This window comes from Streptomyces sp. NBC_00273 (assembly GCF_036178145.1).
In the GTDB taxonomy this organism is placed as follows: domain Bacteria; phylum Actinomycetota; class Actinomycetes; order Streptomycetales; family Streptomycetaceae; genus Streptomyces.
Genome location: NZ_CP108067.1, coordinates 3,752,701 through 3,779,197, shown reverse-complemented (window position 1 = coordinate 3,779,197; position 26,497 = coordinate 3,752,701). Strand labels below are relative to the sequence as shown.

Here is a 26,497-nt window from a genome sequence, read left to right as displayed (position 1 = left end):
CGTTGTCCGGGGGTCCCCCCGGACGGAGTCTGGGGGCGGGTGAATGTGGCCCAGGCAGGACGTTGAGAAGCCGGGGAGACGGGGGCGGACCCGTCTCCCCGGCTTCGGTCCTTACTGCAGCCCGGTGTGGATCGCGTTCGCGAGTTCACCGTTCGCGGTGTCGCCGCTGAACTCCCAGAAGAAGGCTCCCTTGAGGCCCTGCTGCTTGGCCCAGGTCATCTTCCCGGCGATCGTGGCGGGGGTGTCGTAGCTCCACCAGTTGCTGCCGCACTTGGCGTAGGCCGTGCCGGCGACGGTGCCGGTGGCCGGGCAGCTGGTCTTGAGCACCTTGTAGTCCTCGATGCCCTGCTCGTACGTGCCCGGCGCGGGCCCGGTGGCGGTGCCGCCGGGGGCCGCCTGGGTCACTCCGGTCCAGCCGCGGCCGTAGAAGCCGATGCCGAGGTTGAGCTTGGCGCCGGCGACGCCCTTGGCCTTGAGCTTGGCGATGGCGTCGGCCGAGTTGAAGCCGGCCTGCGGGATGCCCGCGTAGGAGGTGAGCGGGGAGTGCGGGGCTGTCGGGCCCTGGGCGGCCCAGGCGCCGAAGAAGTCGTAGGTCATCACGTTGTAGAAGTCGACGTACTGGGCGGCGCCGCCGTAGTCGGCCGCGTCGATCTTGCCGCTGTCGGAGGCGTCGGCGGTGATGGCCGCGGTGACCAGGTTGTTCGCGCCGAACTTGGCCCGGGTCGCCTGCATCAGGTTCTTGAAGGCGGCCGCTCCGCTGGTGTCGCAGGATAGGCCGCAGGCGTTCGGGTACTCCCAGTCCAGGTCGATGCCGTCGAAGACGTCGGCCCAGCGGGGGTCCTCGACCAGGTTGTAGCAGGACTGGGCGAAGGCCGTCGGGTTGGCGGCGGCCTGCGGGAAGCCGCCGGACCAGGTCCAGCCGCCGAAGGACCACAGGATCTTGATGTTCGGGTAGGCCTTCTTCAGCTTGCGCAGCTGGTTGAAGTTGCCGCGCAGCGGCTGGTCCCAGGTGTCGGCGACGCCGTCGACGCTCTGGTCGGCGGTGTAGGCCTTGTCGTAGTCGGCGTAGGCGTCACCGATGGTGCACTGGCCGTTCTGGACGTTGCCGAAGGCGTAGTTGATGTGGGTGATCTTGCCCGCGGTGCCGGAGGTGACCAGGTTCTTCACGTGGTAGTTGCGGCCGTAGACGCCCCAGTTGGTGAAGTAGCCGAGCTTGACCTTGCCGCCCGGGTCCGGGGGGATGACCCCGCCGGTCGTGGTGACCGTGGTGGAGCCGGAGGAGGGGCCCGTCTGGTCGATGGTGTCGCGGGCGGTGACGCTGTACGTGTACGTCGTTCCCTTGGTCAGGCCGGAGTCGGCGTAGCTGGTCCCGGTGACCGTGGCGATCTTGGCGGAGCCCCGGTAGACGTCGTAGTTCTTGACGCCCTTGTCGTCGGTGGCCGGCGTCCAGGTCAAGGTGAGCGAGGTGTCGGCGACGTTGCTCGCGGTGGGGGTGCCGGGAGCGGTGGGGGGAGCGTCGCCGGGCTGGGTGCCGCCGTCGCAGGAGGCGCCGTTGATCTTGCACCCGCTCGGGGCGCCGCCGCCGGCGCCGTTGAAGCCGAAGCTGGCGCTCGCGCCGGGGGCGAGGCTGCCGTTCCAGCCGAGGTTCTTGGCGGTCCAGTGGGTGCCCGAGCCGGTGACGGTGGCGTCCCAGGCGGAGGTGACCGAGGTGCCCGCCGGGTAGTCCCACTCCACGGTCCAGCTGCTGAGGGTGGTGGTGCCGGTGTTCTTCACCACCCACTTGCCCTCGAAGCCGGAGCCCCAGTCGGAGACCTTGGTGTACGTCGCCGTCGCGGAGGCGGCTGCCTGGGCCGGTCCGGCCAGTGCGACGAGGCCGGTGACGGGCAGGGCGAGCGCGGCCACGATCGCCGCGACGCGGTGGAAGAGCCGGGTGCGCCTGGTGCGGGGTGGGGATGCTGTGCTCAAGGGTGATCCTCCGTAGGTCCGTCGCGGTCGTGGGGCCGACTACGACATGGGGGTGGGACCTGCGCCGCCCGTGAGCACGCTTTGTCATGGCACGCTCACCACAGTGTTGCGGCGAGCGTAGAAAGGTCTGGACCAACCGTCAAGAGGTCCAGACCGGTGCGCCGCTGCGCGCCTATATCCCCAACTCCTGTGCCAGTACTGCCGCTTGGAGTCTGCTGCGCAACTCCAGCTTGCCGAGCAGCCTGCTGACGTGCGTCTTGGCCGTCGCCTCCGCCATCTCCAGCCGCGCCGCGATCTCCGCGTTCGACAGGCCCTCGCCCAGCGCGCTCAGCACCTCCCGCTCCCGCCGGGTGAGGGAGGCGACCGCCGCGGCCCGCTCCGGCGCCGGGGCGGGCCGCGCCGGGCGGGGCGCCGCGAACTCCGCGATCAGCCGCCTGGTCACCGCCGGGGCGATCAGGCCCTCCCCGCGCGCGACGGTCCGTACCGCCTCGATCAGCTCCGCGGCGTCCGCGTTCTTCAGCAGGAAGCCCGCGGCCCCCGCCCGCAGCGCCCCGAAGACGTACTCGTCGAGGTCGAAGGTGGTCAGCACCAGGACGTCGGCCAGGCCCTCCGAGACCACCTGACGGGTCGCGGACACCCCGTCGAGCCGAGGCATCTGCACGTCCATGAGGACGAGATCCGGCCGTAGCTCCCGGGCCAGGCGCACCGCTTCCTCGCCGTCGCCCGCCTCGCCCACCACCTCCACGTCGCCCGCGCTGCGCAGGATGAGCACCAGCCCGGCCCGGACCGCGCCCTGATCTTCCGCCACCACCACCCGAACGGTCATTCCTCCACCGCCTTCTCCTCCGCGGGCAGTGTCGCCCGTACCTGCCACACCGCACCGGACCGCCCCGCCGTGAACTCCCCGCCCAGCAGCTCCGCCCGCTCCCGCATGCCGATCAGCCCTGCGCCCGAGCCGGGCGCGCGGGGCCCGGGGCGGTTCCCGTAGGGCGAGTCCACCACCACGGTCAGCAGTCCGTCGGCGTGCGCCACGCGGACCGTGACGGTGCCCGGGGCGGCGTGCTTGAGGGCATTGGTCAGCGACTCCTGGACGATCCGGTACGCCGCCAGCTCCACGGGCGCCGCCGCCGGCTCCCCGGAGGGCCGCTCGTCGTGCAGTACGAACGTCAGCCCGCTCGCCGAGCCGTTGGTTCCGGCCTGCTCGATCAGGGCGTCGAGGCCGTCCAGCGAGGGAACCGCGACGGGTTCCTTGTCGCCGCCGGCGTCCCGCAGCAGCCCGATCAGTCGGCGCATTTCGGCCAGCCCCTGCACGCTGTTCTCGCGGATCACCCCGAGCGCGTCCCGGCTGGTCGCGGCGGTGTCGATGGAGAGCGCGGCGGTGGAGTGGATGGCGATGGCGGAGAGGTGGTTGGCCACCATGTCGTGCAGTTCCCGGGCCATCCGGGCGCGCTCGGCGGCCACGGCCTGGCTGCGGTCCATCTCGGCCAACCGCGCGGTCTGCTCGGCACGCAGCCGGGCCGCTTCGGCGGCCTCGCGGTGGTTGCGCAGGGTGGCGCCGGTCAGGGCCGGGCCGAAGCTCACGATGCCGGTGATCGCGCCCAGCAGCAGGGCCTGCGGGGTGCGCAGCCAGGCCAGCGAAGCGAGGGTGACCACGATGGTGACCAGGCCGGTGCCGACCAGGAGTCGCCGGGCCGTGGCCGGCTTTCCGTACACGACGGCGGCGTACATCAGGTCGGTGAAGATCACGACGGTGGCGAGGCTACCGACCGTGAACTGGTCGGCGATCACCCCGACGGTGCCGACGGCCAGGGTCAGGTTCGGCCTGGTGCGGCGCAGCAGCTCCATCGCGCCGAGGGCCACGAGCGGCACCAGGGCCGCCCAGGCCGGCAGGAAGCCCCGGCCGGGGCTGCTGTAGACGCCGAGCGACCAGAAGGCCAGGCCCGCGGCCGTGCTGACCACTGCCAAGAGGACGTCGTCACGGTGGGGGCGAGGGCTCTTCTGGGTCACGGTCCCATCCAACAGGGTGCGCGGGCCTCCGTACCTCGGCGCAGAGGCCGAGGTACGGGTACATCGAACGATGCAGGCCCACATGGTCAGTGCAGACGACGTATCGGGTCCGGCCGGACGGGAGCCTAGAAGGGAACGGAGAACCCGAGCGGACGGAGAGTCCCATGATCGTCGCGCTGATCATCGCCTGCGAGGTCGGCTTCTGGGTACTGCTGGCCGCCGGCCTGGCCCTGCGCTACCTCGCGAAGATGCCCAGGCTGGGCGCGGCGGTCCTGCTGTGCGAGCCGCTGATGGAGCTGATCCTGCTGGTCGTCACCACGGTCGACCTCAAGAACGGCGCGGAACCGGACTGGAAGCACGGTCTCGCCGCGCTCTACATCGGCTACACCGTGGCCTACGGCCATTACACGATCAAGTGGCTCGACGGGCACGCCGCGTACCGCCTGGCCGGCGGGCCCAAGCCGGCCGGCGCCGGCTACGGAAGGGCGCGGGCCGTCCACGAGTGGAAGCTGTGGGCCCGCACCGTCCTCGGCGCAGCCGTTGCCCTCGGCCTGCTCCAGGCGGCGATCTGGTACGTGGGCGACGCGGGCGACGTCAGCTCGCTGCAGGGCTGGCAGTTCGGCGCCCTGCGGGCGGTCGGGATCCACGCCCTGGTCGCCGCGGCGTACACGATCTGGCCGAGCAAGGCACCGGCCGTCCCGGACGCCGCCGAAGAACGCGACCTCGCCCGGTCCGAGCACTAGGCCCTGTCGTCAAAGTCCCGTCGGGCCCGCGACGCCCGGCACCGCACCTGGCCGCGTTGTCGGGGCACCCGAGTACGTCCAGTACACGGGCGCCCCTCCGCCTTGCGATGCACGGCACCGGACGCCGCGGACTCGGCCGACGCCACTTTGACGACAGGACCTAGTAGTGCTTTGTTAGCTGGTCTTGTCACGTTGGGTGTCTGGTAGTTCGCTGGTTGGTATGAGGGCTGGGGAGCTTGCTGCGGTTCGGGTCCGGTTGGAGGAGTTCGTCTCCGAGGTGTTCGCGCCGCTGGTGCGGCGGGACCAGCGTGAGAAGGGCTTGCTGTATGTGCGGGGGCTGTTGCTGGACGGCCGGCGGAAGTCGATGCAGCCGATGGCCGAACGCCTCGGTATCGATCACCAGCGGTTGCAGCAGTTCATGACGTCCTCGAGCTGGCCGGTCGAGGACGTGAGAGCCCGGCTCGCATGGCGGGCCGTGGCCGCGGTGCAGCCCGAGGTCTGGGTCGTGGACGACACCGGGTTCCCCAAGGACGGCACCGCCTCGCCCGGGGTGGCCCGCCAGTACTCGGGCACCCTGGGCAAGGTCGGCAACTGTCAGATCGGCGTCAGTGTCCACGCCGCCACGGACATGGCCTCCTGCCCGCTGTCCTGGCGCCTGTTCCTACCTGCGAGCTGGGACAGCCCGGAAGCCGAGGCCCGCAGGCGAGCCTGCAAGATTCCCGATACCGAGCACCACCGCCCCAAGCGGCAGCTCGCGCTGGACATGCTCGATGAACTCGACGGCATCGGTCTGCGGCCCGCCGCACTGGTTGCGGACTCCGGCTACGGCGCGAACGCGGACTTCCGCCACGGCCTCGAAGACCGGGGACTGGCCTACGTCCTGCAGGTGAAAGCGGAGATGACCGCCCACGGCGAGGAGGCCGAACCACACCAGCCCGCATACGGCGGGCTGGGGCCCAGGCCGCTGCCCCGCTACCGCACCCGGCCCCTCTCCTTACGCGACCACGTGCTGGCCGCCGGCCGACGGGCGGGACGCACGCTGACCTGGCGCAAGGGATCGAAAGCGGCAATGAGCTCGCACTTCGTGCTCCTGCGAGTCCGCCTCGCGGGCCGTCGGCCCAAACCCGCCGCCGACGGAACGATCCCCCTCGCCTGGTTGATCGCCCAGTGGCCCGACGGCGAAGCGGAGCCGGTGAAGTACTGGATCTCGAACCTGCCCGCCGACATCCCGGCCAAGGACCTTGTCCGCCTGGCGAAGTCACGCTGGCGGATCGAGCACGACTACCGCGAGCTCAAGACCGCTCTGGGCCTGGACCACTTCGAGGGCCGCTCGTTCACCGGCTGGCACCACCACGTCACCCTCGTCACCGCCGCCCACCTGTTCCTCACCGAACAGCGGACCTGCCCAAAAGCCCCTGCCAGGGCCTGACCCTCTACCAGGCCCTGGACCTCCTCCAACACCTCATCGCCACCTGGACCGGCACATGCCCCACCTGCCGACAACCCACCCCATGGCAGCCCTACGACAGCACCTAACAAAGCCCTACTAGGCCCGGTCGGGCCGGTCACCCCGGGCCGTGAGCCCGGGGTGCCCGGCCGGACATCCGCTCAGCGCTCGCCGCCCGGCACCCACAGCACGTCCCCGACCTCCTTGTTGGCCACCCGGGCCAGGATGAACAGGAGGTCGGACAGTCGGTTCAGGTAGGTGGCGGTCAGCGGGTTCATCACCTCGCCGTGCACCTCCAGCGCCGCCCAGGTCGAACGCTCGGCGCGCCGGACCACGGTGCAAGCCTGGTGGAGCAGGGCCGCGCCGGGGGTGCCGCCGGGGAGGATGAAGCTGCGCAGCTTCTCCACCTGCTCGAGGAAGAGGTCGCAGTCCGCCTCCAGCTTGTCCACGTAGAACTGCTCCACGCGCAGCGGCGGGTACTCCGGGTTCTCGACCACCGGGGTGCACAGGTCCGCGCCGACGTCGAACAGGTCGTTCTGCACGCGGACCAGGACCTTCACCACGTCCGCCGACAGCCCGCCGAGCGCGATCGCCGTCCCGATGGCCGCGTTGGCCTCGTTGGCGTCGGCGTACGCGGAGATCCGCAGGTCGGTCTTGGCGGTGCGGCTCATGTCGCCCAGGGCGGTCGTGCCCTTGTCGCCGGTACGGGTGTAGATGCGCGTGAGGTTCACCATGCGGCCAGGGTAGACGGGCCCGCCGGGGAAATTCCGGGCGAGGTCGCCGCTGCCCGCGTACGGTCCGGTGGGGCCGCGGGAGCCCCGGGAACGGGGGAGTGGCCACATGGCCGACGCGTACTACATCTGGCGGCTCGCCGAGGCCGCACAGCAGATCGACCTCCTGGCGGGCTTCCTCGCGACCCGGCACGCACCGGGCCCGGACCACCTCGCGGAACCGGCCGAGTGTGCCGGGGCCGGGCGCGCGGCCGTGGCCGCCGGGCGCCTGGAGGAGGCCCTGGACCGGATCGACCAGCTGCGCGAGCACGCCGCTCCCTGGGCCGGGCACCCGCACCATCCGGGCGAACCGGGCGCCGCCGAACACGACGCGCGGGTCTGGGACTACGCGAAGGACATGCTGCGCGCGGAGCACGGGCCGGGGCACGCGCCCCCGGCCGCGACCCGCGACCTCCTCCAGCGGCTCCGCCTCCTGCAACGGAAGATCTGCGCGCTGCCGCAGGCGGACGCGCAGGCCAGGGCCGACGCGCACTACCTCGTGGGCCGCGGCGCCATGGCCGTCGAACTCGGCCGCCCGGGCGCCGCCCGCCGGGAGCTGCGGCGGCTGCGCGCACTGGCCGATCGGTACGCCGGGACCCACGTCACATGAACTGGACGGCGGGGCAGGGCTGCTGGGCCGTCCCGGTGTGATGTCCGTCATCTGAGACGTGACGCGTGTTACTTCACGGTCACACCGCACCGCCCGGGCGCTAGTCTCCGCCGGAGTGACTACGTGACTGTGCCGTAGGGAAACGAGGGGTGTGTAGTGGCTGGGAAGCTCGCCGTCATCGGTGCCGGACTCATGGGTTCCGGAATCGCGCAGGTCTCCGCTCAGGCGGGTTGGGACGTCGTGCTCCGTGACGTCACCGACGCCGCGCTGACCCGTGGCACGGACGGAATCAAGGCCTCCTACGACAAGTTCGTCTCCAAGGGGAAGCTGACGGCCGAGGACGCCGAGGCGGCGCTCGCGCGCATCACCACCACCACGGACCTCGACGCGGTCGCCGACGTCGACATCGTGGTGGAGGCGGCCTTCGAGAAGATCGAGATCAAGCACGAGATCTTCCGCGCCCTGGACAAGATCGTCCGCGAGGACGCCATCCTCGCCTCCAACACCTCCGCCATCCCGATCACGAAGATCGCGGCCGTGACGGAGCGTCCGGAGCGGGTCGTCGGCGCCCACTTCTTCTCGCCCGTCCCGATGATGCAGCTGTGCGAGCTCGTGCGCGGCTACAAGACGAGCGACGAGACCCTCGCCACCACCCGGGCGTTCGCCGAGTCCGTCGGCAAGACCTGCATCGTCGTCAACCGCGACGTCGCCGGCTTCGTGACGACCCGTCTGATCTCCGCGCTGGTCGTCGAGGCCGCCAAGCTGTACGAGTCGGGCGTGGCCTCCGCCGAGGACATCGACATCGCCTGCAAGCTCGGCTTCGGTCACGCGATGGGCCCCCTGGCCACCGCCGACCTCACGGGCGTCGACATCCTGCTGCACGCCACCAGCAACATCTACACCGAGTCCCAGGACGAGAAGTTCGCCCCGCCGGAGCTCATGCGCCGGATGGTGGACGCAGGGGACATCGGCCGCAAGAGCGGCCAGGGCTTCTACAAGCACTGAGGCCTGGCCCTGCCACGGAGCAACACCGTTCGAATGCCGTCACCCCTCAGGGTGAATTAGGTATCGGTTCGCTCACGGTCGGCAACTTCCCTGCCCGTGCGGCAGTCAGTTGCAGTGAGAGTTGCCGACCACGGACCAGTCGGACCATACGTACGCAGTACCGCCGGGAGTACACATGCACATCAGGGGCGACCACGCCGAACTCGCTGTCGGGGGTCGCCTCGACGTGCGCAGCGCGGCGGACGCCCGTACGGCCCTCCACTCCGCCCTCGACGACGGCCAGGGCGATCTCGTGCTCGACCTCACCGGGCTCGACTCCTGGGACGCGACCGGCCTCGGCGTGATCATGGGAGCGCACCGCCGGGCCGGCCGGACCGGCCGGCGCCTGGTCCTGCGCGGCGTGCCGCCGCAGATGCAGCGGCTGCTCGTCGCGACCCGGCTGCACCGGATCCTCGCGATCGAGGGCGGCCTGGAAGCCGAGTCCCTGCCCCGCGTCTGACCGGCGGGCCGCTGACCTCCGCATTCCCTGCGGAAACGTAACGGTCCGGTGGTGATCGCACCCCTGCGGTTTCCCGCACGACCGGCCACGGTCTAGGGTTCGGGCGGAAACCGGACCGGTGGCGACAGCGGGTGCGCGAAGGCCGGGCGGTACGACGGCGAGGCGCGCGGCCCGCGATCGGGGGACTGGGTCATGGACCGTACACACGGGCAGACCGAACAGCACGAGCAGCCCACGGGCGGCTCCGCGCCCGCGGCGCCCACCGCCGCCGCGACACCCGCGGCGGCCGGGCCCGCACGGGTCGTCAGCCTGACCGCGGGCGGGTTCGCGCTCACCGTCAACCCGGTCGACGGCAGCGAGATCGAACCGCTGCGCCCCGGCACCGAGCCGGCCCGCCCCGCCAAGCGCGCCGCGGCCGCCCGTGCAGCCCGTGCCGCCGCCGCACGGCCGCCCGCACTGCCGGGCCCCGCCGCCCCCGCCCGCCCCCTGCTGGCGCGCGAGGAAGAGCGCGAGCGACTGGTGCGACTGCTGGGCCGGGGCCGGTCCGTACGCCTGACCGGGCCCTCGGGATCCGGCCGCAGCGCACTGCTCGACGCGGTCGCCGACCGGTGCGAGGGCCTCGCGCCCGACGGCGTCGTACGGCTCAGCGGATACGGGCAGCAGCAGTCCGGGGAACTGCTCCACGCCCTCTACGCGACCGTGTACGAGGCCGACCAGCAGCGCCCCGGACGGGCCGAGCTCCTGGCCCGCGTGCGGGAGATAGGCGCCGTCGTCCTCCTGGACGACCTGGAGATGGGCGGGACCGCCCTCGACGAGCTCATGCGCGCCACCCCCGAATGCGCCTACCTGCTGGCCGCGACCCCCGACACCCGGGCCCCCTCCGACGACTCGCACGTCGAGGAGGTCTTCCTCGGCGGACTGGGCAAGGCCGACTGCTTGGAACTGCTGGAAGCGGGCGTCGGACGACCGCTGACGGACGAGGAGACCGCCTGGGCGGGGGACCTGCGCTTCGCCTCCGAGGGGCTGCCCCTGCGCTTCGTACAGGCCGCCGCGCTGCTGCGACAGCGCGACGAGCTCAACCACCACGCCGAGGACGACGAGGAGGAGGAGCCCGGCGTCTTCGAGGAGCGCCCCCGCGACGCCGTGCACGTACCGCTGCCGACCCTCGCCGAGGGCGCCGCCCCGGCGGAGCTGCTGGCCTCGCGGGTCAGCGAGTCGGCGCGCGCGGCCCTGCGGATCGCGTGCGCGCTCGGCGGCGAACTCCCGCACCACGCGCACCTGCCCGCGCTGGTGGGGGACACCCACGCCGACACGGCGGTGGCGGAGCTGCTGGCCTGCGGGCTGCTGACGCCCGTCGGGACGCGGTACCGGCTGGCGTCGGGCGTCGCGCGGCAGCTGGAGGAGGTCGGCTACGGGGACACCGCGCCGGAGGAGGCCCGCACGGCCGCCCGGCACTACGCCTGGTGGACCGGGCACGCCTCGGTGGTCCCGGAGCGGGTCGCCGCGGAGGCGGACGCGGTGCTGGCGGCGCTGGCCGGTGCGGACGTGGTCGCGGCGGTGCTGTTGGCGCGCACGGCGGCTCCGGCGTTCGCGGCCTCGCTGCACTGGGAGGCCTGGGAGCGGGTGCTGCGCTCGGGAGCAGAGGCCGCGCGCAAGGCCGGAGAGGTCGCCGAGCAGGCGTACTTCCACCACGAGCTCGGGGTGCTGGCCCTGTGCGAGGAACGCCTGGACCGGGCGCGGGCCGAGCTGGAGACCTCGATCGGGCTGCGGGGCGCCCTGGCCGACAAGCGGGGCACGGTCGCGGGGCGGCGGGCGCTGGCGCTCGTCGTCGACGGGGAGACGGCAAGGGCGGCCGCGTCACCCCCGCTGCGACTGGAGGCGCCGGGAGCCGCCGCCGCGGCCGGGGAGGCCGTGACGGTGGCCACGCCGGCCGCGGCGGCGCCCAAGGCCGCCCCCGTGCCCAAGGCGGCCCCGGTCTCCAAGGCGGCCCCGGTGGCCTCCGAGGCGCCCACGACCAAGGTGGCCCCCGTGGCCCCCGGGGCCCGGGTCGCCCCCGTCGTTCCGGTGTCCGCCGAGGCGGTGACCCGGATGACCCCCGTCGTTCCGGTGACCGGCCGCTCGGACGCGCCCACGACGCTGTCCGAGGTCTTCGAGGACGCCTTCCCGCTGAACCCGAAGCCCGCCCCGCCCGCCGCGCCCCGGCCCGCCACCGCGCCGCCCCCGGCCCCCGGCCGTCGCCGGCTCGTGCTGCTGGCCGGCGCGGGCGCGCTGGCCGTGGTGACGCTGGGCACGGTCGTGAGCCTCGCGCTGAGCTCCTCGGACAGCGCGCCGCCGGAGCAGGGACCGGCGGTGTCCTCCACCCCCGCGGTCACGGAGTCCGCCACGACCATGGTCAACAGCGGGAACGATCCTGCACCGGAGCCGCCCGTATCGGCCCCGCCGGCGGAGACCTCCGCGCCCGGGCAGAGCACCGCCCCGACCCCGGGCCGCAGCCCCGCCCGGACCCCGTCGCGCCGCCCGTCCCCGACGCCGCCGAAGTCCCCGCCGACGACGCCCGTTTCGCCCGCGCCGACCACCGCGGACCCCTCGCCCACCCCGACGGAGACCGGCGAGCCCACGCCGACGGCGACCACCACCCAGACGGGTACGACCACGTCCGTCTCACCGGTCACGGACCGGTGAACGACGACGGCTCCGTCCCTCGGGACGGAGCCGTCGTGCGTGGAGCAGCACAGGATCAGAACAGGCGGAGCTTGTCGTCCTCGATGCCGCGCAGCGCGTCGTAGTCCAGGACCACGCAGTCCATGCCGCGGTCCGTCGCCAGGACCTTCGCCTGCGGCTTGATCTCCTGGGCCGCGAAGACGCCCCGGACCGGGGACAGGTGCGGGTCCCGGTTGAGGAGTTCGAGGTAGCGGGTCAGCTGCTCGACACCGTCGATCTCGCCGCGGCGCTTGATCTCCACGGCCACCGTTGCGCCCGAGGCGTCCCGGCACAGGATGTCCACCGGGCCGATCGCCGTCATGTACTCGCGCCGGATCAGCGTGTAGCCCTCGCCCAGCGTTTCGATGCGGTCCGCGAGGAGTTCCTGGAGGTGCGCCTCGACGCCGTCCTTGATGAGACCCGGGTCGGTGCCGAGCTCGTGGGAGGAGTCGTGGAGGACTTCCTCCATGGTGATGATGAGCTTCTCGCCCGCCTTGTTGATGACCGTCCAGATGTTGGCCTCATCGCCGCTCCCCTCCTTGAGGGTGCACGGCGGCGACATCCAGTTGAGCGGTTTGTACGCTCGGTCGTCCGCGTGGATCGAGACACTGCCGTCGGCCTTCACGAGGATCAGACGGGGTGCCGAGGGCAGATGGGCAGTGAGCCGGCCCGCGTAGTCGACGGAGCAGCGGGCAATGACGAGACGCATGGTCGGCAACGCTACTCGACGAGAAGGCCTTCACGCGATTCGCCCCTGAAAGCCCCCTTCGCCGATGGCGCGTTGTATGCGCATTCTCCTGGTGCGTCACCGATGGGACGCCTACCGTGGTGAGCGGGAGGTTGTCGAGCGTGCACTCTGCGTCGCGACCTCCTTCCCTGCCCGTAAGACTCCGGCAACCCAAACAGCCGGGGTCGCGAGAGGAGAACCCATGTCGCTCGACGTCTCACCGGCCCTACTCGAACAGGCCGAGCGAGGCGAGGTCGACGAAGCCGCTTTCGTCGACTGCGTCCGGACCTCCCTGCCCTTCGCCTGGGAGATGATCAGCTCGCTGGTGGCTCAGCTGAAGGTGGACGGCGGAGAGTTCGCCGACAACCAGACGCCGCCGCCGGACGAGCAGGCGCGGGGGCAGCTGCTGCGCGCCCTCGCGAGTGACGCGATACGCGGTGCGCTGCAGCGGCACTTCGGAGTGCGCCTGGCATTCCAGAACTGTCACCGGGTGGCGGTGTTCCCGCTGGATCCCTCGGTGGACGAGCGGCTGGCCAAGTTCACTTCGATCCGCGGTCAGCTGCTCAACCAGTCGCCCGAGCTGCGCGACTGCTAGGCCCTGCCGGCCGTGTCCAGGCCGCCTCTTTCGGATCATGCCGCCCGGGCGTGATCCGAAGGAAACGGCCCAGACGGGGCCGGTAGCTCTCAGCCGAGGCGGGGAAGGACCTCGACGCCGAGCCGGCGTACGTTCTCCTCCGTCGCGGCAAGATCGCCCGAGCCCTCCGTCAGGAGGGCGAAGCGCGTGATGCCCGTCCGTGCCGACGTGGCCGCCAGCCGGTCCGCCGCCACCTGCGGGGTACCCACCGGGTGCAGGTCGCACAACAGTTCCGTGTAGGCGACCGGATCCCGCATCGCGCGCGCCCGACCGTCCACCGTCACATGCGCGTCGAGGCCCTGCTTGAGCCAGCCCGGCATCGCCTTCAGCAGGGTCTCGCGCGCGTCCGCCGTACGGTCCGCGATCTGGCAGACCCCGGCGGAGACGTGCCCCGCGTCCGCCACGTGCGCGCGCGAGTGGCCCGCCGCCAGCGCCGTGCTGCGCCACAGCGCGACCATCTCGGCCTTGGTGTCGTCCCCGCAGTGCATTCCGAGGAGCATCGGCAGCCCCCGCTCCGCGGCCATCCGCACCGACGCCGGCGAGGTGCAGGCCACGATGACCTCGGGCCCCGCCGCGTCCCCGTCCAGAGCCTCCGAGGGCCGCGGTACGACGGCCACCTCGCGGAACCCGTACCGCTCGCCGGCAGCGCCCACCCGCGCCTCCGTCAGCCAGCGCCGCAGCAGGTCCAGGGCCTCCGGGAAGCCGTTCTCGTAACGGTCCAGGCCGCCCCCGAACACCTCCAGGTCGACCCACGGCCCGCCGCGGCCCACCCCGAGGGTGAACCGGCCGCCCGCGGTCATGTGCAGCAGGGCCGCCTGCTCCCCGAGCGCCACCGGGTGCGTGCTCGGCAGCACGCTCACCGCCGTGCCCACCCGCAGCCGCCGGGTCCGGCCCAGCAGCAGGGCCGCCAGGGTCACCGCCGAGGGGCAGACCCCGTACGGGACGAAGTGGTGCTCGGCGAGCCAGACCGAGTCGAGCCCGGCCTCCTCGGCCACCTCGGCGGTCCGCACCGCCCGGTGCAGTGCCTCTCCCTGCCCCTGGCCCGGGAACTGGGCCGCCAGTACAAACGCTCCTACGCGCATCGCCTTTATCCTCCTCGCGGCTGACGCGGCCTCCCCCAGGTGGACCGGTTCTTCCTATGGCAACAACGTCTGACACGTGCCAAAGGCACGGGCTGACACGAAAGTTATTGGGATTGTCGGGCCATTCCTCTTCGCGCCCCCGCCTTCCTCAGCAACCCTGCGGGTACCCGGCCTCGCTGCGCGTAGTCTGGGAGAAAGTCACTGCCGTCCGCCCATCCGTGAGGTATACGTGTCACCGCGCAACAACCGCCCCAGGGGCGGCGAGACCCCGGACGAACGCCCCAGCACCGGCCTCGACCGCTACGGGCTGGAGCGCACGGAGGAGTACCAGGGCGAGGACTGGAAGGTCCGGCACGTGGCCGGCGCGAGCGCGGCGGGCAAGCGCTACCGCTGCCCCGGCTGCGACCAGGAGATCCCCTCCGGCACCCCGCACCTGGTGGCCTGGCCCGAATACGGCGGCGTGGACGACCGCCGGCACTGGCACAAGGCCTGCTGGAACGCGAAGGACCGCCGCACCTCGAAGGTGCAGCGGTCCCGCAACGCACCGCGGTACTGACCCGGCAGGATCCGATCAGGGACGGCCTAGACGTCCCGGCGGCCGACGCACGCGTACGAGGCGGCCACCGCGCTGCCGGTGACCAGCACGATGAGCGTCACGTGCGAGAGGCTGCTCGGATCCGGGCCCAGGTCGCCGCCGCCCGGCAGGCCGAACAGCGTCATCAGCGCCACCGGCACGTTGTGCTGCAGGATCGTCCGGCCGGCGGGCGCGACGGCCTCCCAGACGGAGAGCATGGCCCCTATCACCGGCGGCAGCGTGACCAGGCCCAGCATGACGGCGATCCCCCCGGCGGAGTGCCGCACGAGCGAGCCGATGGCGAGCGCGAGCACGCCGAGCAGGGTGACGTAGCCGCAGCCGAGCAGCGCCCCGAACCACTCGCCGGCCGCGTGCGGGCCGGAGGCGGTGCCGCCGCGCACGACCGCCGCGGTGATCCCGACCACGAAGACCGACAACGCGGTGGTGGCGAAGGCCGCCATGCTGAAGACGAGGTACTTCGCGGTGAGCACCCGGTACCGGTCCGGGGCCGCCGTGAACGTGGTCCGCACCAGCCCGGTGCCGTGCTCCGAGCTGATGGTCAGCACCCCGAGGACGATCACCGCGAGCTGGCCGACCAGCAGGCCGAAGAGGGCGGGCGTGGTGAAGTTGATGTCCGTGTAGTCACCGTCCGCGGTCTGCGCGACGACGGTCAGGCCGACGCCGACCACGGTCAGCACGAGCGAGCCCAGCGTCCACAGGGTGGAGCGGAGGGAGATCAGCTTGGTCCACTCCGAGGCCATGGCGTGCCCCAGGTGCGGCCGCGGCGTGGCGAGGGGGGAGCTGTAGCTCCCGGGCTGCTCCGCCGTCGTGGTCGTCGGGGTCATCGGGTGTCCTCGGGGGTGTGCGCGGTCGTGTCCCGGGCGGCGCTCGCGAGCTCGCCCGGCTTGCTGGGCATCAGGAAGGGCTGCCCGCCGGCCCCGGGCGGCGGGGGCGCGAAGAAGCCGGTCTGCGGGACCTCGGGGGCCGCCGCCTCCGCCTCCTCCTCCCAGGCCGGGACGGAGAGCGGCTCGGGTTCCCACAGCTCGGCCCGCGGGTCATCGGTGGAGGTGTACTCGACGGTGGACTGGGTCATCCGCATGTACGCCTCCTCCAGCGAAGCCCGGTGCGGTGACAGCTCCCACAGCCGTACGCCGACCTCGTGCGCGAGGTCGGAGATGCGCGGTAGCTCCAGGCCGGTCACGCGCAGTGCTCCGTCGGGCTCCTGGAGGACCCGGCCGCCCGCCTTGACGAGGGCCGTACCCAGCGTGTCCCAGCCATCAGGATCAGTGTCGGCCGTGCGCACCCGAGCGAATCCGGCCGAGTTGTGCGCGATGAACTCCTGGGTACCCATGTCGGCCAGTAGCCGCCCCCGACCGATCACGATCAGGTGGTCGGCGGTCAGTGCCATCTCGCTCATCAGGTGCGACGAGACGAAGACGGTGCGGCCCTCGGAGGCGAGGCGGCGCATGAGGTTGCGGACCCAGAGGATGCCCTCGGGGTCGAGCCCGTTGACCGGCTCGTCGAACAGGAGCACCTGCGGGTCGCCGAGCAGGGCGGTGGCGATGCCGAGGCGCTGGCCCATGCCGAGCGAGAAGCCCTTCGTGCGCTGCCTGGCGGCGTCCTGGAGGCCGACCACGGCCAGCACCTCGTCCACCCGCTTCTCCGGGATCCCGGAGAGCTGGGCGATGGACAGCAGGTGGGTGCGGGCCCGGCGGCCGCCGTGCACGGCCTTGGCGTCGAGCAGGGCCCCGACGTGCCGCTGGGCGTTCGGCAGCTCCCGGAAGGGGCGGCCGTTGATCGTGACGTGACCGGACGTGGGCCGGTCCAGGCCGACGATCATGCGCATGGTGGTGGACTTCCCGGAGCCGTTGGGCCCCAGGAATCCGGTGACGTGACCCGGCTTGACCTGGAAGGACAGCTGGTCGACGGCGGTCTTGGCGCCGAAGCGCTTGGTCAGGCCGACTGCCTCGATCATCTTGCTGCCCCTTACCAGGCCGGGACGACTTTCGCCCGCGTAAGGATTAAGAGGATAACGAGGTTCCTGCGGTTCCGTCCCGGGCCGGATCCCTGAGCTGCCCCTGAGACCGACCCGGGCATCACCCGTAGTACTTCAGCAGGGGGCCGGCCGTCAGGCGTCCCTCTTCTTGAGGACGAGGTAGCCCCCGAATACCGCGGCGGCCACCCACAAGAGCATGATCCCGAGCCCGCCCCACGGCCCGTACGGGGCTTCCGCGCTGCCCATGGCGTCCGGGACGACCTGCATGATCTTCGATCCGGCCGCAGTGGGCAGGTACTGGCCGTACGTGCGGGTCGCCTCGAAGGCGTTGAGGGCGGTCGTGACGATCAGGAAGAACGGGATCAGGATGCTGATCGAGGCGACCGAGCTGCGCAACATGGCGGCGACACCCATGGAGAACAGGGCGAGGAGCGCCATGTACACGCCGGCGCCGGCGACCGCGCGCAGGACGTGCTCCCCGCCGAGACCGGTGCCGTGGTCGCCCAGGATCGCCTGGCTGAGGAAGAACGACACGAAGCTGGTCAGTAGCCCGACCAGCAGGGCCAGCGCCGTGGCCACGGTGAGCTTGCCGAACAGGAAGCTCCCGCGGGCGGGTACGGCGGCCAGTGAGGTGCGGATCATGCTCGTGCTGTATTCGGTGCTGACCACCAGCACGCCGAAGACGATCATCGCCAGCTGACCGAACTGCATGCCGGTGAAGCTCACCAGGGTGGGGTCGAAGGTGGCCCGTTCGATCTGGTTCATGTCGTCGAAGGCTGCTGCGACCGCGGTGGAGATCAGGGCGCCGAAGCCGGCGGTGACGATCAGGGCCAGCGCGAGCGTCCAGAGGGTGGAGGCGACCGTGCGGATCTTGGTCCACTCGGACTGGAGGACGGCGGTGAAGGCCATGCTCACTCACCGGCCTTGCGCGTCGCCTGGAAGCCGGCGCCCCAGGCGGGGACGTCGGCCGGCCGGGCCGGGTTGTCGGCAGCCATGCCCGGTGCGTGGGCGTGGTACTCGACGGAGTCCGCCGTCATGCGCATGAACGCTTCCTCCAGTGAAGCCCGTTGCGGGCTGAGTTCGTGGAGCACGATCTGGTGCTGGGCGGCCAGCTCGCCGAGCTGCTCCGCACTCGCGCCGTCGATCTCCAGGGTGCCGGTGGCGGGAACGCTGACGGCGTTGATCCCGGCCTCGTGCAGGACGTCCTTCAGCCGCTCCTGCTGCGGCGTGCGCAGCCGGACGTAGCTGCGCGAGTTCTGCTGGATGAAATCGGCCATCGGCAGGTCTGCCAGCAGCTTTCCCTGTCCGATGACGACCAAATGGTCTGCGGTCAGCGCCATTTCGCTCATCAGGTGGGAGGAGACGAAGATCGTCCTACCCTCTGCCGCCAGGCCCTTCATCAGATTGCGGATCCAGAGAATTCCCTCGGGGTCCAGGCCGTTGACCGGCTCGTCGAACATCAGGATTTCCGGGTCGCCCAGCAATGCAGAGGCGATTCCCAGCCGTTGGCGCATTCCGAGCGAAAATCCTTTGGACTTCTTCTTCGCCACGGCCGTCAGGCCGACCAGATCCAGTACTTCGTCGACCCGCTGTCGCGGGATGCGGTTCGACTGGGCCAGGCAGAGAAGGTTGTTGTATGCACTTCGGCCACCGTGCATGGCCTTCGCGTCCAGCAGCGCCCCGACGTGCTTCAAAGGTTCCGAAAGGTCGCGGTAGTGCTTCCCGTACACCCGGACCGTGCCGCTGGTCGGGTTGTCGAGGTCGAGCATCATGCGCATGGTCGTGGACTTGCCCGCGCCGTTGGGGCCGAGGAAGCCGGTCACCACCCCTGGTCGGATCTGGAAGCTGAGGTGGTCCACGGCGGTCGTCGTGCCGAATCGTTTCGTAAGGCCCTCAAGCTCGATCATGCGGCCACGCTAGAACGCCCGAGGGCCCTACGCCACCTCAAAAGGGTGACATAGGGCCCTCGATCGGGCGCACGAAGGGTGCCCGCGCTACCCGCCGGTAATCAGCGGCTCTGCTGCGCCGGCACGCCGCGGGTGACGGGCTCGTCGTCCACGATCGGGTTGGCCGCCGCGACGGCCGCGCCGGTGAGCGTCGCCAGCATCTCGCGGACGTTGGTCAGCTGAGCGTTGATCGAGTCGCGGCGGTTGGTGAGCGCCGCCAGCTCGCGCTCCGACTCGCTGCGGATGCGGTCCGCCTTGGCGTTGGCGTCGGCCACGATGTCCTCGGCCTGGCGCTGCGCGGTCTCCACGGTCTGGCGGGCCCGGCGCTCCGCGTCCGTACGCAGCTTCTCGGCCTCCAGGCGCAGCTGCTCGGCGCGGTGCTCGATCTCCGCGAGGCGCTTCTCCGCCTTGGCCTGACGGGAGGCCAGGTCGCGCTCGGACTGCTCGCGGCGCTTGGCCAGGTTGGTCTCGAAGTCCGCGGCGGCCTGGGCGGCCTTGGCGCGGGTCTCCTCGAAGAGGGCGTCGGCCTCCTCGCGCTTGGAGGCCGCGTCCTTCTGGGCCTCGGCACGCAGGGTGGCGGCGTCGCCCTTGGCCTTCTCGACGATGCGGACGCCCTCGTCCTCCGCCTTCGACTTGCGGTCGGCCGCGAACGACTCGGCGTCGTTGCGTACCTGCTGGGCGGCCGACTCGGCGAGCTCACGGTGCTGCTCGGCCGCACGACGGGCCTCCTCGCGCAGGTCCTTCGCCTCCTCCTCGGCCAGGCGCAGGATCTTCTCGACCCGGGCGCCGAGACCGGCGTACGACGGCTCCGCGTCGGTCACCTGGGCCTGGGCGTTCTGCGTTTCGAGGTGCAACTCCTCGATCCGCTTTTCCAGAGAGTTGATACGTCCAAGGGCGCTGTCGCGGTCGGAGACCAGCTTGGTAATGCGGTCGTCCACCTGACCACGGTCGTAACCACGCCGCACGAGCTCGAAGCCGAAGGGGGAGGAAGTGTCGCTCATGGGGTTCCTGTCGAATGAGACCGATGAGGTGCTACGTGAGGTGTTAGGGGAATCCTAGGCGCCCAGACGGCGTGTCATCGAGTCAATCCGCGTTTGATCTGGACAATGACACCCCTTTTGAGTGGCAAGGCGGCAGAATGCTTGTCACCCGTTCGCCTGAACCTTCATCAGGTGCACACACCCCGGAGCATTTGGCTACCCCTCCGACGACTTGCCACCCGAACGAGTGGATCCCACAGTCACTCCGGCCTTCACGCCCCCCGTGCCCTGGCTGCCGACCGCCGGCTTTCCGCCGCCCGAAGGCGCCTCGAATGATTCCAACGCCTCAAGAACGTCCTGGACACGGGAGATCTCCGCCTGAATGTCCTCGCGACGACGCACCAGGACCTCCAGCTCGCGACGGCCCTCCTCGACGAGCTGCTCCGCCTCCGCCTTGGCCTGCGCGAGCGCGCTCTCGGCCTCCCGGGCCAGCTCCGCCTTCTTCTGCTCGGCCTCCTTGAGGAGCGCCTCCGCCTTGCGGACCGCCGCGATGCGCACCTTGCTCGCCTCGCTGCTCGCGTCCGAGACCAGCTCCTTGGCCTTCGCCTCGGCCTCGACGCTCTGCTCCGTCGCCGCGCGCACCAGCTTGTCCACGCGCTCGCCGGCCGACTTCATCTGCTCCGCCGACTCCCGGCGGGCCCGCTCGTGCAGCTCCTCGACCTCGCCCTCGACGCGGCCGCGCAGCTCCTCCGCCCGTTCCCTTATGGCAGCCGCGTCCGTGCGCGCGCCGACCAGCAGCTCGTTCGCGTCCGTACGGGCCTTCTCCACCATGGAGTTGCCCTCGACGGTCGACTCGGAGGTGATCCGCACGGCCTCCTTGCGGGCCGCGTCGACCATCGCGTCGGCCTGCTCCTCGGCCGCCGTGGTGGCGGCGAGGGCCTGCTTCTGCGCATCGGCCGTGAGCTTGTCGGCTTCCGCCGCGGCCTCGGTGATGAGCCGGTCGACCTGCTCCGCGGCCTCGGTGCGGCGCTTGTTGGCCGCCTCGCGCGCCTCGTCGAGCAGCCGCTCGGACTCGGCACGGGCCTCGCTGCGGGTGCGCTCCGCCTCGGCCGCAGCCTGGGCCTTGACCCGCTCGGCCTCCGACCGGGTGCGGGTCGCGTGCTCCTGCGCCGAGGACAGCGCCTCCGACGCGTCCGCGCGCAGCCGCTCGGCCTCGCCGGCCGCCTCGCCGACCGTGCGCTCGTTGTCCTTGCGGGTCTGCTCGGTGAGCTTCTCCGTCTCGGAGATGGCCTCGGTGACGAGCCGGTCCGCCTGCTCGGCCGCCTCGGTGCGCAGCCGGTTCGCCTCGGCGCGCGCCTCGTCCAGCGTCTGCTCGGCATCGCGCTCGGCGCCCGCCAGGGTCTCGTTCGCCGCGGCCGTGACCCGATCCGCCTCCGCGGTGGCCTCGCCGATGATCCGGCCGCCCTCCGCACGGGCTTCGTCCAGCACCTGGGCCGCCTCGGCGCGCAGCCTGTCGGCCTCCGCCGTGGCCTCGCCGACGGTGGCCGCGTTGGCCACGCGGGTCTCGTCGATCAGCCGGTCGCCCTCGGCGCGCGAGTCGACCATGATCCGCGCGGCGTCGCGCTCGGCGCTCGCGAGGGTCTCGGCCGCCTGCGCCTTGAGCCGGGTCGCCGCGGTGGTGAGCCGCTCGGCCTCCAGCGTCGCCTCGCCGACGGTCGCCGCGTTCGCGGCGCGGGTCTCGTCGGTGAGCCGGTCGGCCTCCGCCGCGGCCTCGGTGATGAGCCGGTCCACCTGCTCCGCGGCCTCGGTACGCAGCCGGTTGCCCTCGGCCCGCGCCTCGTCCAGGGCGTTCGCGGCCTCGGTGCGGACGGCCTCGGCGGCCTCGGTCGCCTCGGCGGTGATCCGCTCGGCCTGCGCCTCGGCGTCGCCGACGGTGGCCGCGTTCGCGGCGCGGGTCTCCTCGGTGAGCCGCTCGGCCTCCGCCTTCGCCTCGGCCGTGATCCGCGCGCCCTCGGCGCGGGAGGCCTCCAGGGACTCCGCCGCCTCGCCTCGGATGCGGTTCGCGTCGGCCCGGGCGTCTGCCCGGGTCCGGGACGCGTCCCGCTCGCTGGCGGCCAGCGCGTCCGTGGCCTCCGTACGCACCCGCTGCGCGTACTCGGCGGTGTCGCTGCGCAGCTGCTCCGCCTCGGCGATCGCCTCGGCGACCGTACGCTCCGCCAGCGCCTTCGCCGCGTCCGTCTCGGCCCGCGCCTCGCTGCGGACCCGGTTGGCGTCCTCGGTGGCCCGCTCCCGCTCCGCGTAGGCGTCGCTGCGGACCCGGCCGGCCTCTTCCTCGGCCTCCGTCTTCGTACGCTCCGCCGCGTGCTCGGCGGCGTTGCGCAGCCCGGCGATCTCCTCCTCGGCCTGCTCGTGCAGCCCGGCCACGGAGTCCCGTACCTGCTGGGCGGTGGCTTCCGCCGCCGACACGACCTCCGACGCGCGCCGCTCGGCCTCCTCGGTCAGCCAGACCGCCTCGGCCTGCGCCTCCTCGGAGCGCTTGCGGGCCTGCGCCAGCAGTTCCTCGCTCTGCTCGCGGGCCTGCGCCCGCTCGCTGTCCGCATCGGTGCGCGCCGACGCCAGGGTCTCCTCGGACTCCCGGCGGCGCCGGGCGGCCTCCTCCTGCGCGGCGGCCAGCGCCTCCGCGGCCTCCTCGGCGACCCGCTCGGCGGCGGCCTTCGCCTCCGCGCGCAGCCGGTCCGCGGTCTCCTGGGCCTCGGAGCGCACCCGCTCCGCCTCGGCCTCGGCCTCGCCGCGCAGCCGCACGGCGGACTGCTCGGCCTCGGCGCGCACCCGACCGGCGTCCTGCGCCGCCTCGGTGCGCAGCTGGTCGGCCTCGACCTCCGCCTGCGTCTGCAGGGTGCGGATCCGCTCCGCCGACTCGGCGCGCAGCCGGTCGTTCTCCTCCGTGGTCTCCCGGCGGATGTTCTCCGCCGCACCGCGGGCGTCACGCAGCGTCTGCTCGGCCGTCGTCAGCCGGGTCCCGGCCTCCGTGTGCAGCCGTACGAGCTCCTCGTCGGCCTCCGCCCGCTTGGCGGCCAGTGCCTGCTCGGTCTCCTGGCGTCGGGCGGCGGCCGCCGCGTCCGCCTCGGCCCGTACGCCCTCGGCCTGCTCCTCGGCCTCGGCGCGCAGCCGCTCGGCCTCGGCGCGGGTCCGCTCCAGCGTCTCCTCGGCCTGCTTGCGCAGCATGCCGGCCCGCTCCACGGCCTCGGCGCGCACCCGCTCGCTCTCGGCGGTCGCGCCGCCGCGCAGCTCGTCCGCGTCCGCCTTGGCCTTGCCGAGCAGTTCCTCGGCGGTCCGGGCCGCCTCCTCGATCTGCTGGACGGCCTCGCGGCGGGCCTCGCCGCGGATCCGCTCGCCCTCGGCGACGGCCTCGGCGCGCAGCTGCTCGGCCTCGCCGCGCAGCCGCCGTGCCTCCGACTGGAGCTCGACCGTGCGGGCCCGGTACTCCTCGGTGTCGTCCTTCGCCGCGCCCTTGAGCTCGTCGGCCGTGGCCGCCGCCTGCAGGCGCAGCCGGTCGGCCTCGGTCTCGGCCTCGCGGCGGATCCGCTCGGCCTCCTCGGACGCGGCGCGGGTGGTGGCCCGGGCGTCCTCCGAGGCCTTGTTCAGTACGTCCTCGGCGGTGCGGGCGGCCTTCGCCAGCTGCGCCGCCATGTCTTCGGCCGCGGCCGTACGGGCCTGCTCGCCGGCCTCGGTGCGCTGCCGCTCGGCGTCCGCACGGGCGTCGGCCAGGACCTGCTCGGCCTCCGCCTTGAGGGCCTCGGCCTCCTTGGTGGCCTCGCCGACCAGCCGGGCGACCTGCTCCTTGGCGGTGCGGGTGCGCTGCTCGTTGACGGACTCCGCCGACGTCAGCTGCCGGGTCGCGCTCTCCTTCGCCTCCGCGAGGAGGTTCTCCGCCTCGGCACGCGCCACGCGCAGCGCGGAATCGGCTTCCTGCACGCGGGATTCGGCCAGCCGGCCCAGGTCCAGGGTCTGCTGGCGGGTGTGCTCGGCCTCGGCGGTGGTGGTGGAGCGCAGCCGCTCCGCGTGCTCGCTGGCCTCCTGGGCCTGCGCGGACGCGGCGGTCAGCAGCCGCTCGGCCTCCTTGCGGGCGCGCAGCAGCGTGGCCTCGGCCTCCGCACGGGCGGTCTCGGCGTCCGCGGCCATCCGGCGCCGGGTCTCCTCGGCGACCCGGGCGGCTTCGGCGCGGGCGGCGTTCAGCGACTGTTCGGCCTCGGCGCGGGACTCCTCCATGAGCCGGCGCGCCTGGGACTCCGTACGGGCGCGCAACTGCTCGGCCCAGGCCACGTTCTCGTTGACGTGGGCCTCGACGGTCTGGCGCCGCTCGCCCAGCTCCTGGTCCAGGCGCTGGCGGCGGTTGACGGCCTCGGCGTGCAGCTCGGCCTGTAGGCGCGCCTGGTGCTCGGCGTGCTCCTGGAGGATGCGCTGGGTCTGGGCCCGGGCGTCACGGAGCTCGCGCTCGGCGTCGGAACGCATCTGGTCGGCCTGGATCTGGGCATTGCGGAGCAGCTGCTCAGCTTGGTACCCCATGTCCGCGCCGTCGTAGGCGGGGCGGGACGCAAGAGAGCGTCGTACCTCGTGAAGCTTGGCGCGCAGCACCTCGACCTGGTATCCCAGGTCCTCGGCGTGCTGGACGGCCTTCCCGCGCTCCTTCTTCAGCCGCTCCATCTCGGCTTCGAAGCGCGAGAGATGGTCGGCTTCGGCCTGATGGCTCTCCTGGCTTTCGTAGCCCCGCACAGCGCGGTCCCATCCGTCCCCTGGTCGCAAGCTCACTCCCAATGAGCATCGCTCGCCCGCTGAACGACGCCCCCGGGGGAATGGTGTCAGATACGGGCAGGGGTCACAGGCCCCGACCCCGTTTCCGCACCGAACCCCGGCCGAGCCATGGCCACTCTACCGGCCGGGGAATCGGGCCATCAGTGGTCCGTCAGTGCTCGGGGTTCGAGGTGACCAGTTCGGTGAGAACGCCGTGGCAGTCCTTGGGGTGCAGGAAGGTGATGGAGGAGCCCATGGAGCCGGTGCGGGGCTGGTCGTAGAGGACGCGGACGCCCTTGCCGCGGATGGCCTCGGAGTCCCCCTGGACGTCCTCGGTGCCGAAGGCGATGTGGTGGACGCCCTCGCCGTTCTTGGCCAGCCATTTGCCGACGGCGGAGTCCTCGCGGGTGGGCTCCAGGAGCTGGAGGTACGAGGCGCCGCCGTCGGACGTCTCGTTGATCTTCAACATGGCCTCGCGGACACCCTGCTCCTCGTTGACCTCGGAGTGGAACACCTCGAAGCCGTACGTGGCACGGTAGAACTCGACAGTCTTGTCCAGGTCGAAGCAGGCGATCCCGATGTGGTCGATTCTTGTCAGCATGGTGACAGTGCACCGCCGAAGGGGGCCGTCACGCAACGTGCGCGCGATCACACCGGCAGCCCGGTGACCGCTGCGGTACCGCCCAGTACATTCACGTAAACCCTCGTTCACTCCTCATCCAAGGGGCTGTGCCTCATGTCCGGATCGAACAACACCACTTCTGTGATCGTCGCCGGGGCCCGCACGCCCATGGGGCGGCTGCTCGGCTCGCTGAAGTCCTTCTCGGGTGCCGACCTCGGCGGCTTCGCCATCAAGTCCGCGCTGGACCGGGCCGGGATCTCCGGCGACCAGGTGCAGTACGTGATCATGGGCCAGGTGCTGCAGGCCGGCGCGGGCCAGATCCCCGCCCGTCAGGCGGCGGTCAAGGCCGGCATCCCGATGAACGTGCCCGCGCTCACGATCAACAAGGTGTGCCTCTCGGGCCTGGACGCGATCGCGCTGGCCGACCAGCTGATCCGCGCCGGTGAGTTCGACATCGTGGTCGCGGGTGGTCAGGAGTCCATGACCAACGCCCCGCACCTGCTGCCCAAGTCCCGCGAGGGCTTCAAGTACGGCGCCATCGAGATGCTGGACGCGATGGCCTACGACGGCCTCACCGACGCCTTCGAGAACATCGCGATGGGCGAGTCCACCGAGAAGCACAACACCCGCCTGGGCATCGAGCGCGCGCCGCAGGACGAGTTCGCCGCCGGCTCGCACCAGCGGGCCGCGGCCGCGCAGATGAACGGCGTCTTCGAGGCCGAGATCGTGCCCGTGGAGATCCCGCAGCGCAAGGGCGACCCGGTGATCTTCTCGGCGGACGAGGGCATCCGCCCCGAGACCACCGTGGAGTCCCTCGGCAAGCTGCGTCCGGCCTTCGCCAAGGACGGCACGATCACCGCCGGCACCTCCTCCCAGATCAGCGACGGCGCCGCCGCCGTGGTCGTGATGAGCAAGGCGAAGGCCGAGGAGCTCGGCCTGGAGTGGATCGCCGAGATCGGCGCCCACGGCAACGTGGCCGGTCCCGACAACTCGCTCCAGTCGCAGCCGTCGAACGCGATCCTGCACGCGCTGAAGAAGGAGGGCCTCGAGGTCTCCGACCTGGACCTCATCGAGATCAACGAGGCCTTCGCGGCGGTCGCCGTGCAGTCAATGAAGGACCTCGGCGTGACCCCGGAAAAGGTGAACGTCAACGGTGGCGCCATTGCCCTGGGGCACCCGATCGGCATGTCCGGTGCCCGTGTGGTGCTGCACCTGGCGCTGGAGCTGAAGCGCCGTGGCGGCGGCGTCGGCGCGGCCGCCCTGTGCGGCGGCGGCGGTCAGGGCGACGCGCTGATCGTCCGCGTCGCCAAGTAGGCAGCGCCAGGCCGCCGGGCCCCGATGCGGGGGCCGGCGGACCTCTTCCCCGGGCCTGGAGGCCCTCAGGCATACCGTACGAGAA

The 26,497-nt window shown here is 72.1% G+C and carries 22 protein-coding genes; 9 read left to right on the top strand and 13 right to left on the bottom strand.

What is annotated here, in order from left to right:
* Positions 1 to 111: 111 nt before the first annotated feature.
* From OG386_RS15845 to OG386_RS15835, 3 genes are all read right to left on the bottom strand, one after another.
* Positions 112 to 1,965, bottom strand: a complete 1,854-nt coding sequence (locus OG386_RS15845; protein ID WP_328788702.1) for a glycoside hydrolase family 18 chitinase — start codon at positions 1,963 to 1,965, stop codon at positions 112 to 114.
* Between the two features lie 172 nt (positions 1,966 to 2,137).
* Positions 2,138 to 2,791 carry a response regulator transcription factor gene (locus OG386_RS15840; protein WP_328788701.1) on the bottom strand — a complete coding sequence of 218 codons (654 nt, stop codon included), beginning with the start codon at positions 2,789 to 2,791 and terminating at the stop codon, positions 2,138 to 2,140.
* On the bottom strand, positions 2,788 to 3,972 hold the full coding sequence (locus OG386_RS15835) for a sensor histidine kinase (protein ID WP_328788700.1): 1,185 nt from the start codon (positions 3,970 to 3,972) through the stop codon (positions 2,788 to 2,790). Before OG386_RS15835 ends, OG386_RS15840 begins: the two co-directional genes overlap by 4 nt.
* 164 nt (positions 3,973 to 4,136) lie before the next feature.
* Here OG386_RS15835 and OG386_RS15830 point away from each other — a divergent pair, with 164 nt between their 5' ends.
* Positions 4,137 to 4,715, top strand: a complete 579-nt coding sequence (locus OG386_RS15830; RefSeq protein WP_328788699.1) for a hypothetical protein — start codon at positions 4,137 to 4,139, stop codon at positions 4,713 to 4,715.
* Between the two features lie 220 nt (positions 4,716 to 4,935).
* Positions 4,936 to 6,144 (top strand): IS701 family transposase, encoded by a 1,209-nt coding sequence (locus OG386_RS15825; RefSeq protein ID WP_328788698.1) that lies wholly within the window; start codon positions 4,936 to 4,938, stop codon positions 6,142 to 6,144.
* 179 nt (positions 6,145 to 6,323) lie between these two features.
* Here OG386_RS15825 and OG386_RS15820 read toward each other — a convergent pair whose 3' ends face one another.
* Positions 6,324 to 6,896, bottom strand: a complete 573-nt coding sequence (locus OG386_RS15820) for a cob(I)yrinic acid a,c-diamide adenosyltransferase (RefSeq protein WP_030011212.1) — start codon at positions 6,894 to 6,896, stop codon at positions 6,324 to 6,326.
* 106 nt (positions 6,897 to 7,002) lie between these two features.
* Here OG386_RS15820 and OG386_RS15815 point away from each other — a divergent pair, with 106 nt between their 5' ends.
* The 4 genes from OG386_RS15815 (at position 7,003) to OG386_RS15800 (ending at position 11,728) form a co-directional block, all read left to right on the top strand.
* On the top strand, positions 7,003 to 7,542 hold the full coding sequence (locus OG386_RS15815; RefSeq protein ID WP_328788697.1) for a hypothetical protein: 540 nt from the start codon (positions 7,003 to 7,005) through the stop codon (positions 7,540 to 7,542).
* A gap of 156 nt (positions 7,543 to 7,698) precedes the next feature.
* A complete protein-coding gene (locus OG386_RS15810; protein ID WP_030708166.1) occupies positions 7,699 to 8,547 on the top strand; it encodes a 3-hydroxyacyl-CoA dehydrogenase family protein in 849 nt (282 codons plus the stop codon).
* A gap of 175 nt (positions 8,548 to 8,722) precedes the next feature.
* A complete protein-coding gene (locus tag OG386_RS15805; RefSeq protein ID WP_030764081.1) occupies positions 8,723 to 9,046 on the top strand; it encodes an STAS domain-containing protein in 324 nt (107 codons plus the stop codon).
* A gap of 192 nt (positions 9,047 to 9,238) precedes the next feature.
* Entirely contained in the window at positions 9,239 to 11,728 is a 2,490-nt protein-coding gene (locus OG386_RS15800; protein ID WP_328788696.1) for an ATP-binding protein, read from the top strand.
* A gap of 55 nt (positions 11,729 to 11,783) precedes the next feature.
* Here OG386_RS15800 and nucS read toward each other — a convergent pair whose 3' ends face one another.
* Positions 11,784 to 12,455, bottom strand: a complete 672-nt coding sequence (nucS, locus tag OG386_RS15795; protein WP_328788695.1) for an endonuclease NucS — start codon at positions 12,453 to 12,455, stop codon at positions 11,784 to 11,786.
* 220 nt (positions 12,456 to 12,675) lie between these two features.
* Here nucS and OG386_RS15790 point away from each other — a divergent pair, with 220 nt between their 5' ends.
* On the top strand, positions 12,676 to 13,068 hold the full coding sequence (locus OG386_RS15790) for an SCO5389 family protein (protein WP_328788694.1): 393 nt from the start codon (positions 12,676 to 12,678) through the stop codon (positions 13,066 to 13,068).
* Positions 13,069 to 13,157: 89 nt separating this feature from the next.
* Here OG386_RS15790 and OG386_RS15785 read toward each other — a convergent pair whose 3' ends face one another.
* Entirely contained in the window at positions 13,158 to 14,189 is a 1,032-nt protein-coding gene (locus OG386_RS15785) for an LLM class flavin-dependent oxidoreductase (RefSeq protein WP_328788693.1), read from the bottom strand.
* Between the two features lie 229 nt (positions 14,190 to 14,418).
* On the opposite strand from OG386_RS15785, the gene OG386_RS15780 reads away from it, so the two are divergent.
* Positions 14,419 to 14,745, top strand: coding sequence for a hypothetical protein (locus tag OG386_RS15780; RefSeq protein WP_030009607.1), 327 nt, complete (start codon positions 14,419 to 14,421; stop codon positions 14,743 to 14,745).
* A 26-nt stretch (positions 14,746 to 14,771) separates the two neighbouring features.
* On the opposite strand, the gene OG386_RS15775 is transcribed toward OG386_RS15780, so the two are convergent.
* The 7 genes from OG386_RS15775 to mce form a co-directional block, all read right to left on the bottom strand.
* A complete protein-coding gene (locus OG386_RS15775; protein ID WP_327383208.1) occupies positions 14,772 to 15,608 on the bottom strand; it encodes an ABC transporter permease in 837 nt (278 codons plus the stop codon).
* Positions 15,605 to 16,738, bottom strand: a complete 1,134-nt coding sequence (locus tag OG386_RS15770) for an ABC transporter ATP-binding protein (protein WP_328788691.1) — start codon at positions 16,736 to 16,738, stop codon at positions 15,605 to 15,607. The genes OG386_RS15775 and OG386_RS15770 overlap by 4 nt, the downstream gene beginning before the upstream one ends.
* Before the next feature lie 153 nt (positions 16,739 to 16,891).
* Positions 16,892 to 17,668 carry an ABC transporter permease gene (locus OG386_RS15765; RefSeq protein ID WP_328788690.1) on the bottom strand — a complete coding sequence of 259 codons (777 nt, stop codon included), beginning with the start codon at positions 17,666 to 17,668 and terminating at the stop codon, positions 16,892 to 16,894.
* Positions 17,669 to 17,670: 2 nt separating this feature from the next.
* On the bottom strand, positions 17,671 to 18,666 hold the full coding sequence (locus OG386_RS15760; protein WP_328788689.1) for an ABC transporter ATP-binding protein: 996 nt from the start codon (positions 18,664 to 18,666) through the stop codon (positions 17,671 to 17,673).
* A 101-nt stretch (positions 18,667 to 18,767) separates the two neighbouring features.
* Entirely contained in the window at positions 18,768 to 19,706 is a 939-nt protein-coding gene (locus OG386_RS15755; protein ID WP_266605029.1) for a cellulose-binding protein, read from the bottom strand.
* Between the two features lie 195 nt (positions 19,707 to 19,901).
* Entirely contained in the window at positions 19,902 to 24,458 is a 4,557-nt protein-coding gene (gene scy / locus OG386_RS15750; RefSeq protein WP_328788688.1) for a polarized growth protein Scy, read from the bottom strand.
* A gap of 190 nt (positions 24,459 to 24,648) precedes the next feature.
* Positions 24,649 to 25,077 carry a methylmalonyl-CoA epimerase gene (mce, locus tag OG386_RS15745; RefSeq protein ID WP_008738238.1) on the bottom strand — a complete coding sequence of 143 codons (429 nt, stop codon included), beginning with the start codon at positions 25,075 to 25,077 and terminating at the stop codon, positions 24,649 to 24,651.
* A gap of 135 nt (positions 25,078 to 25,212) precedes the next feature.
* Here mce and OG386_RS15740 point away from each other — a divergent pair, with 135 nt between their 5' ends.
* Positions 25,213 to 26,412, top strand: coding sequence for an acetyl-CoA C-acetyltransferase (locus tag OG386_RS15740; protein WP_328788687.1), 1,200 nt, complete (start codon positions 25,213 to 25,215; stop codon positions 26,410 to 26,412).
* Positions 26,413 to 26,497 lie beyond the last annotated feature (85 nt).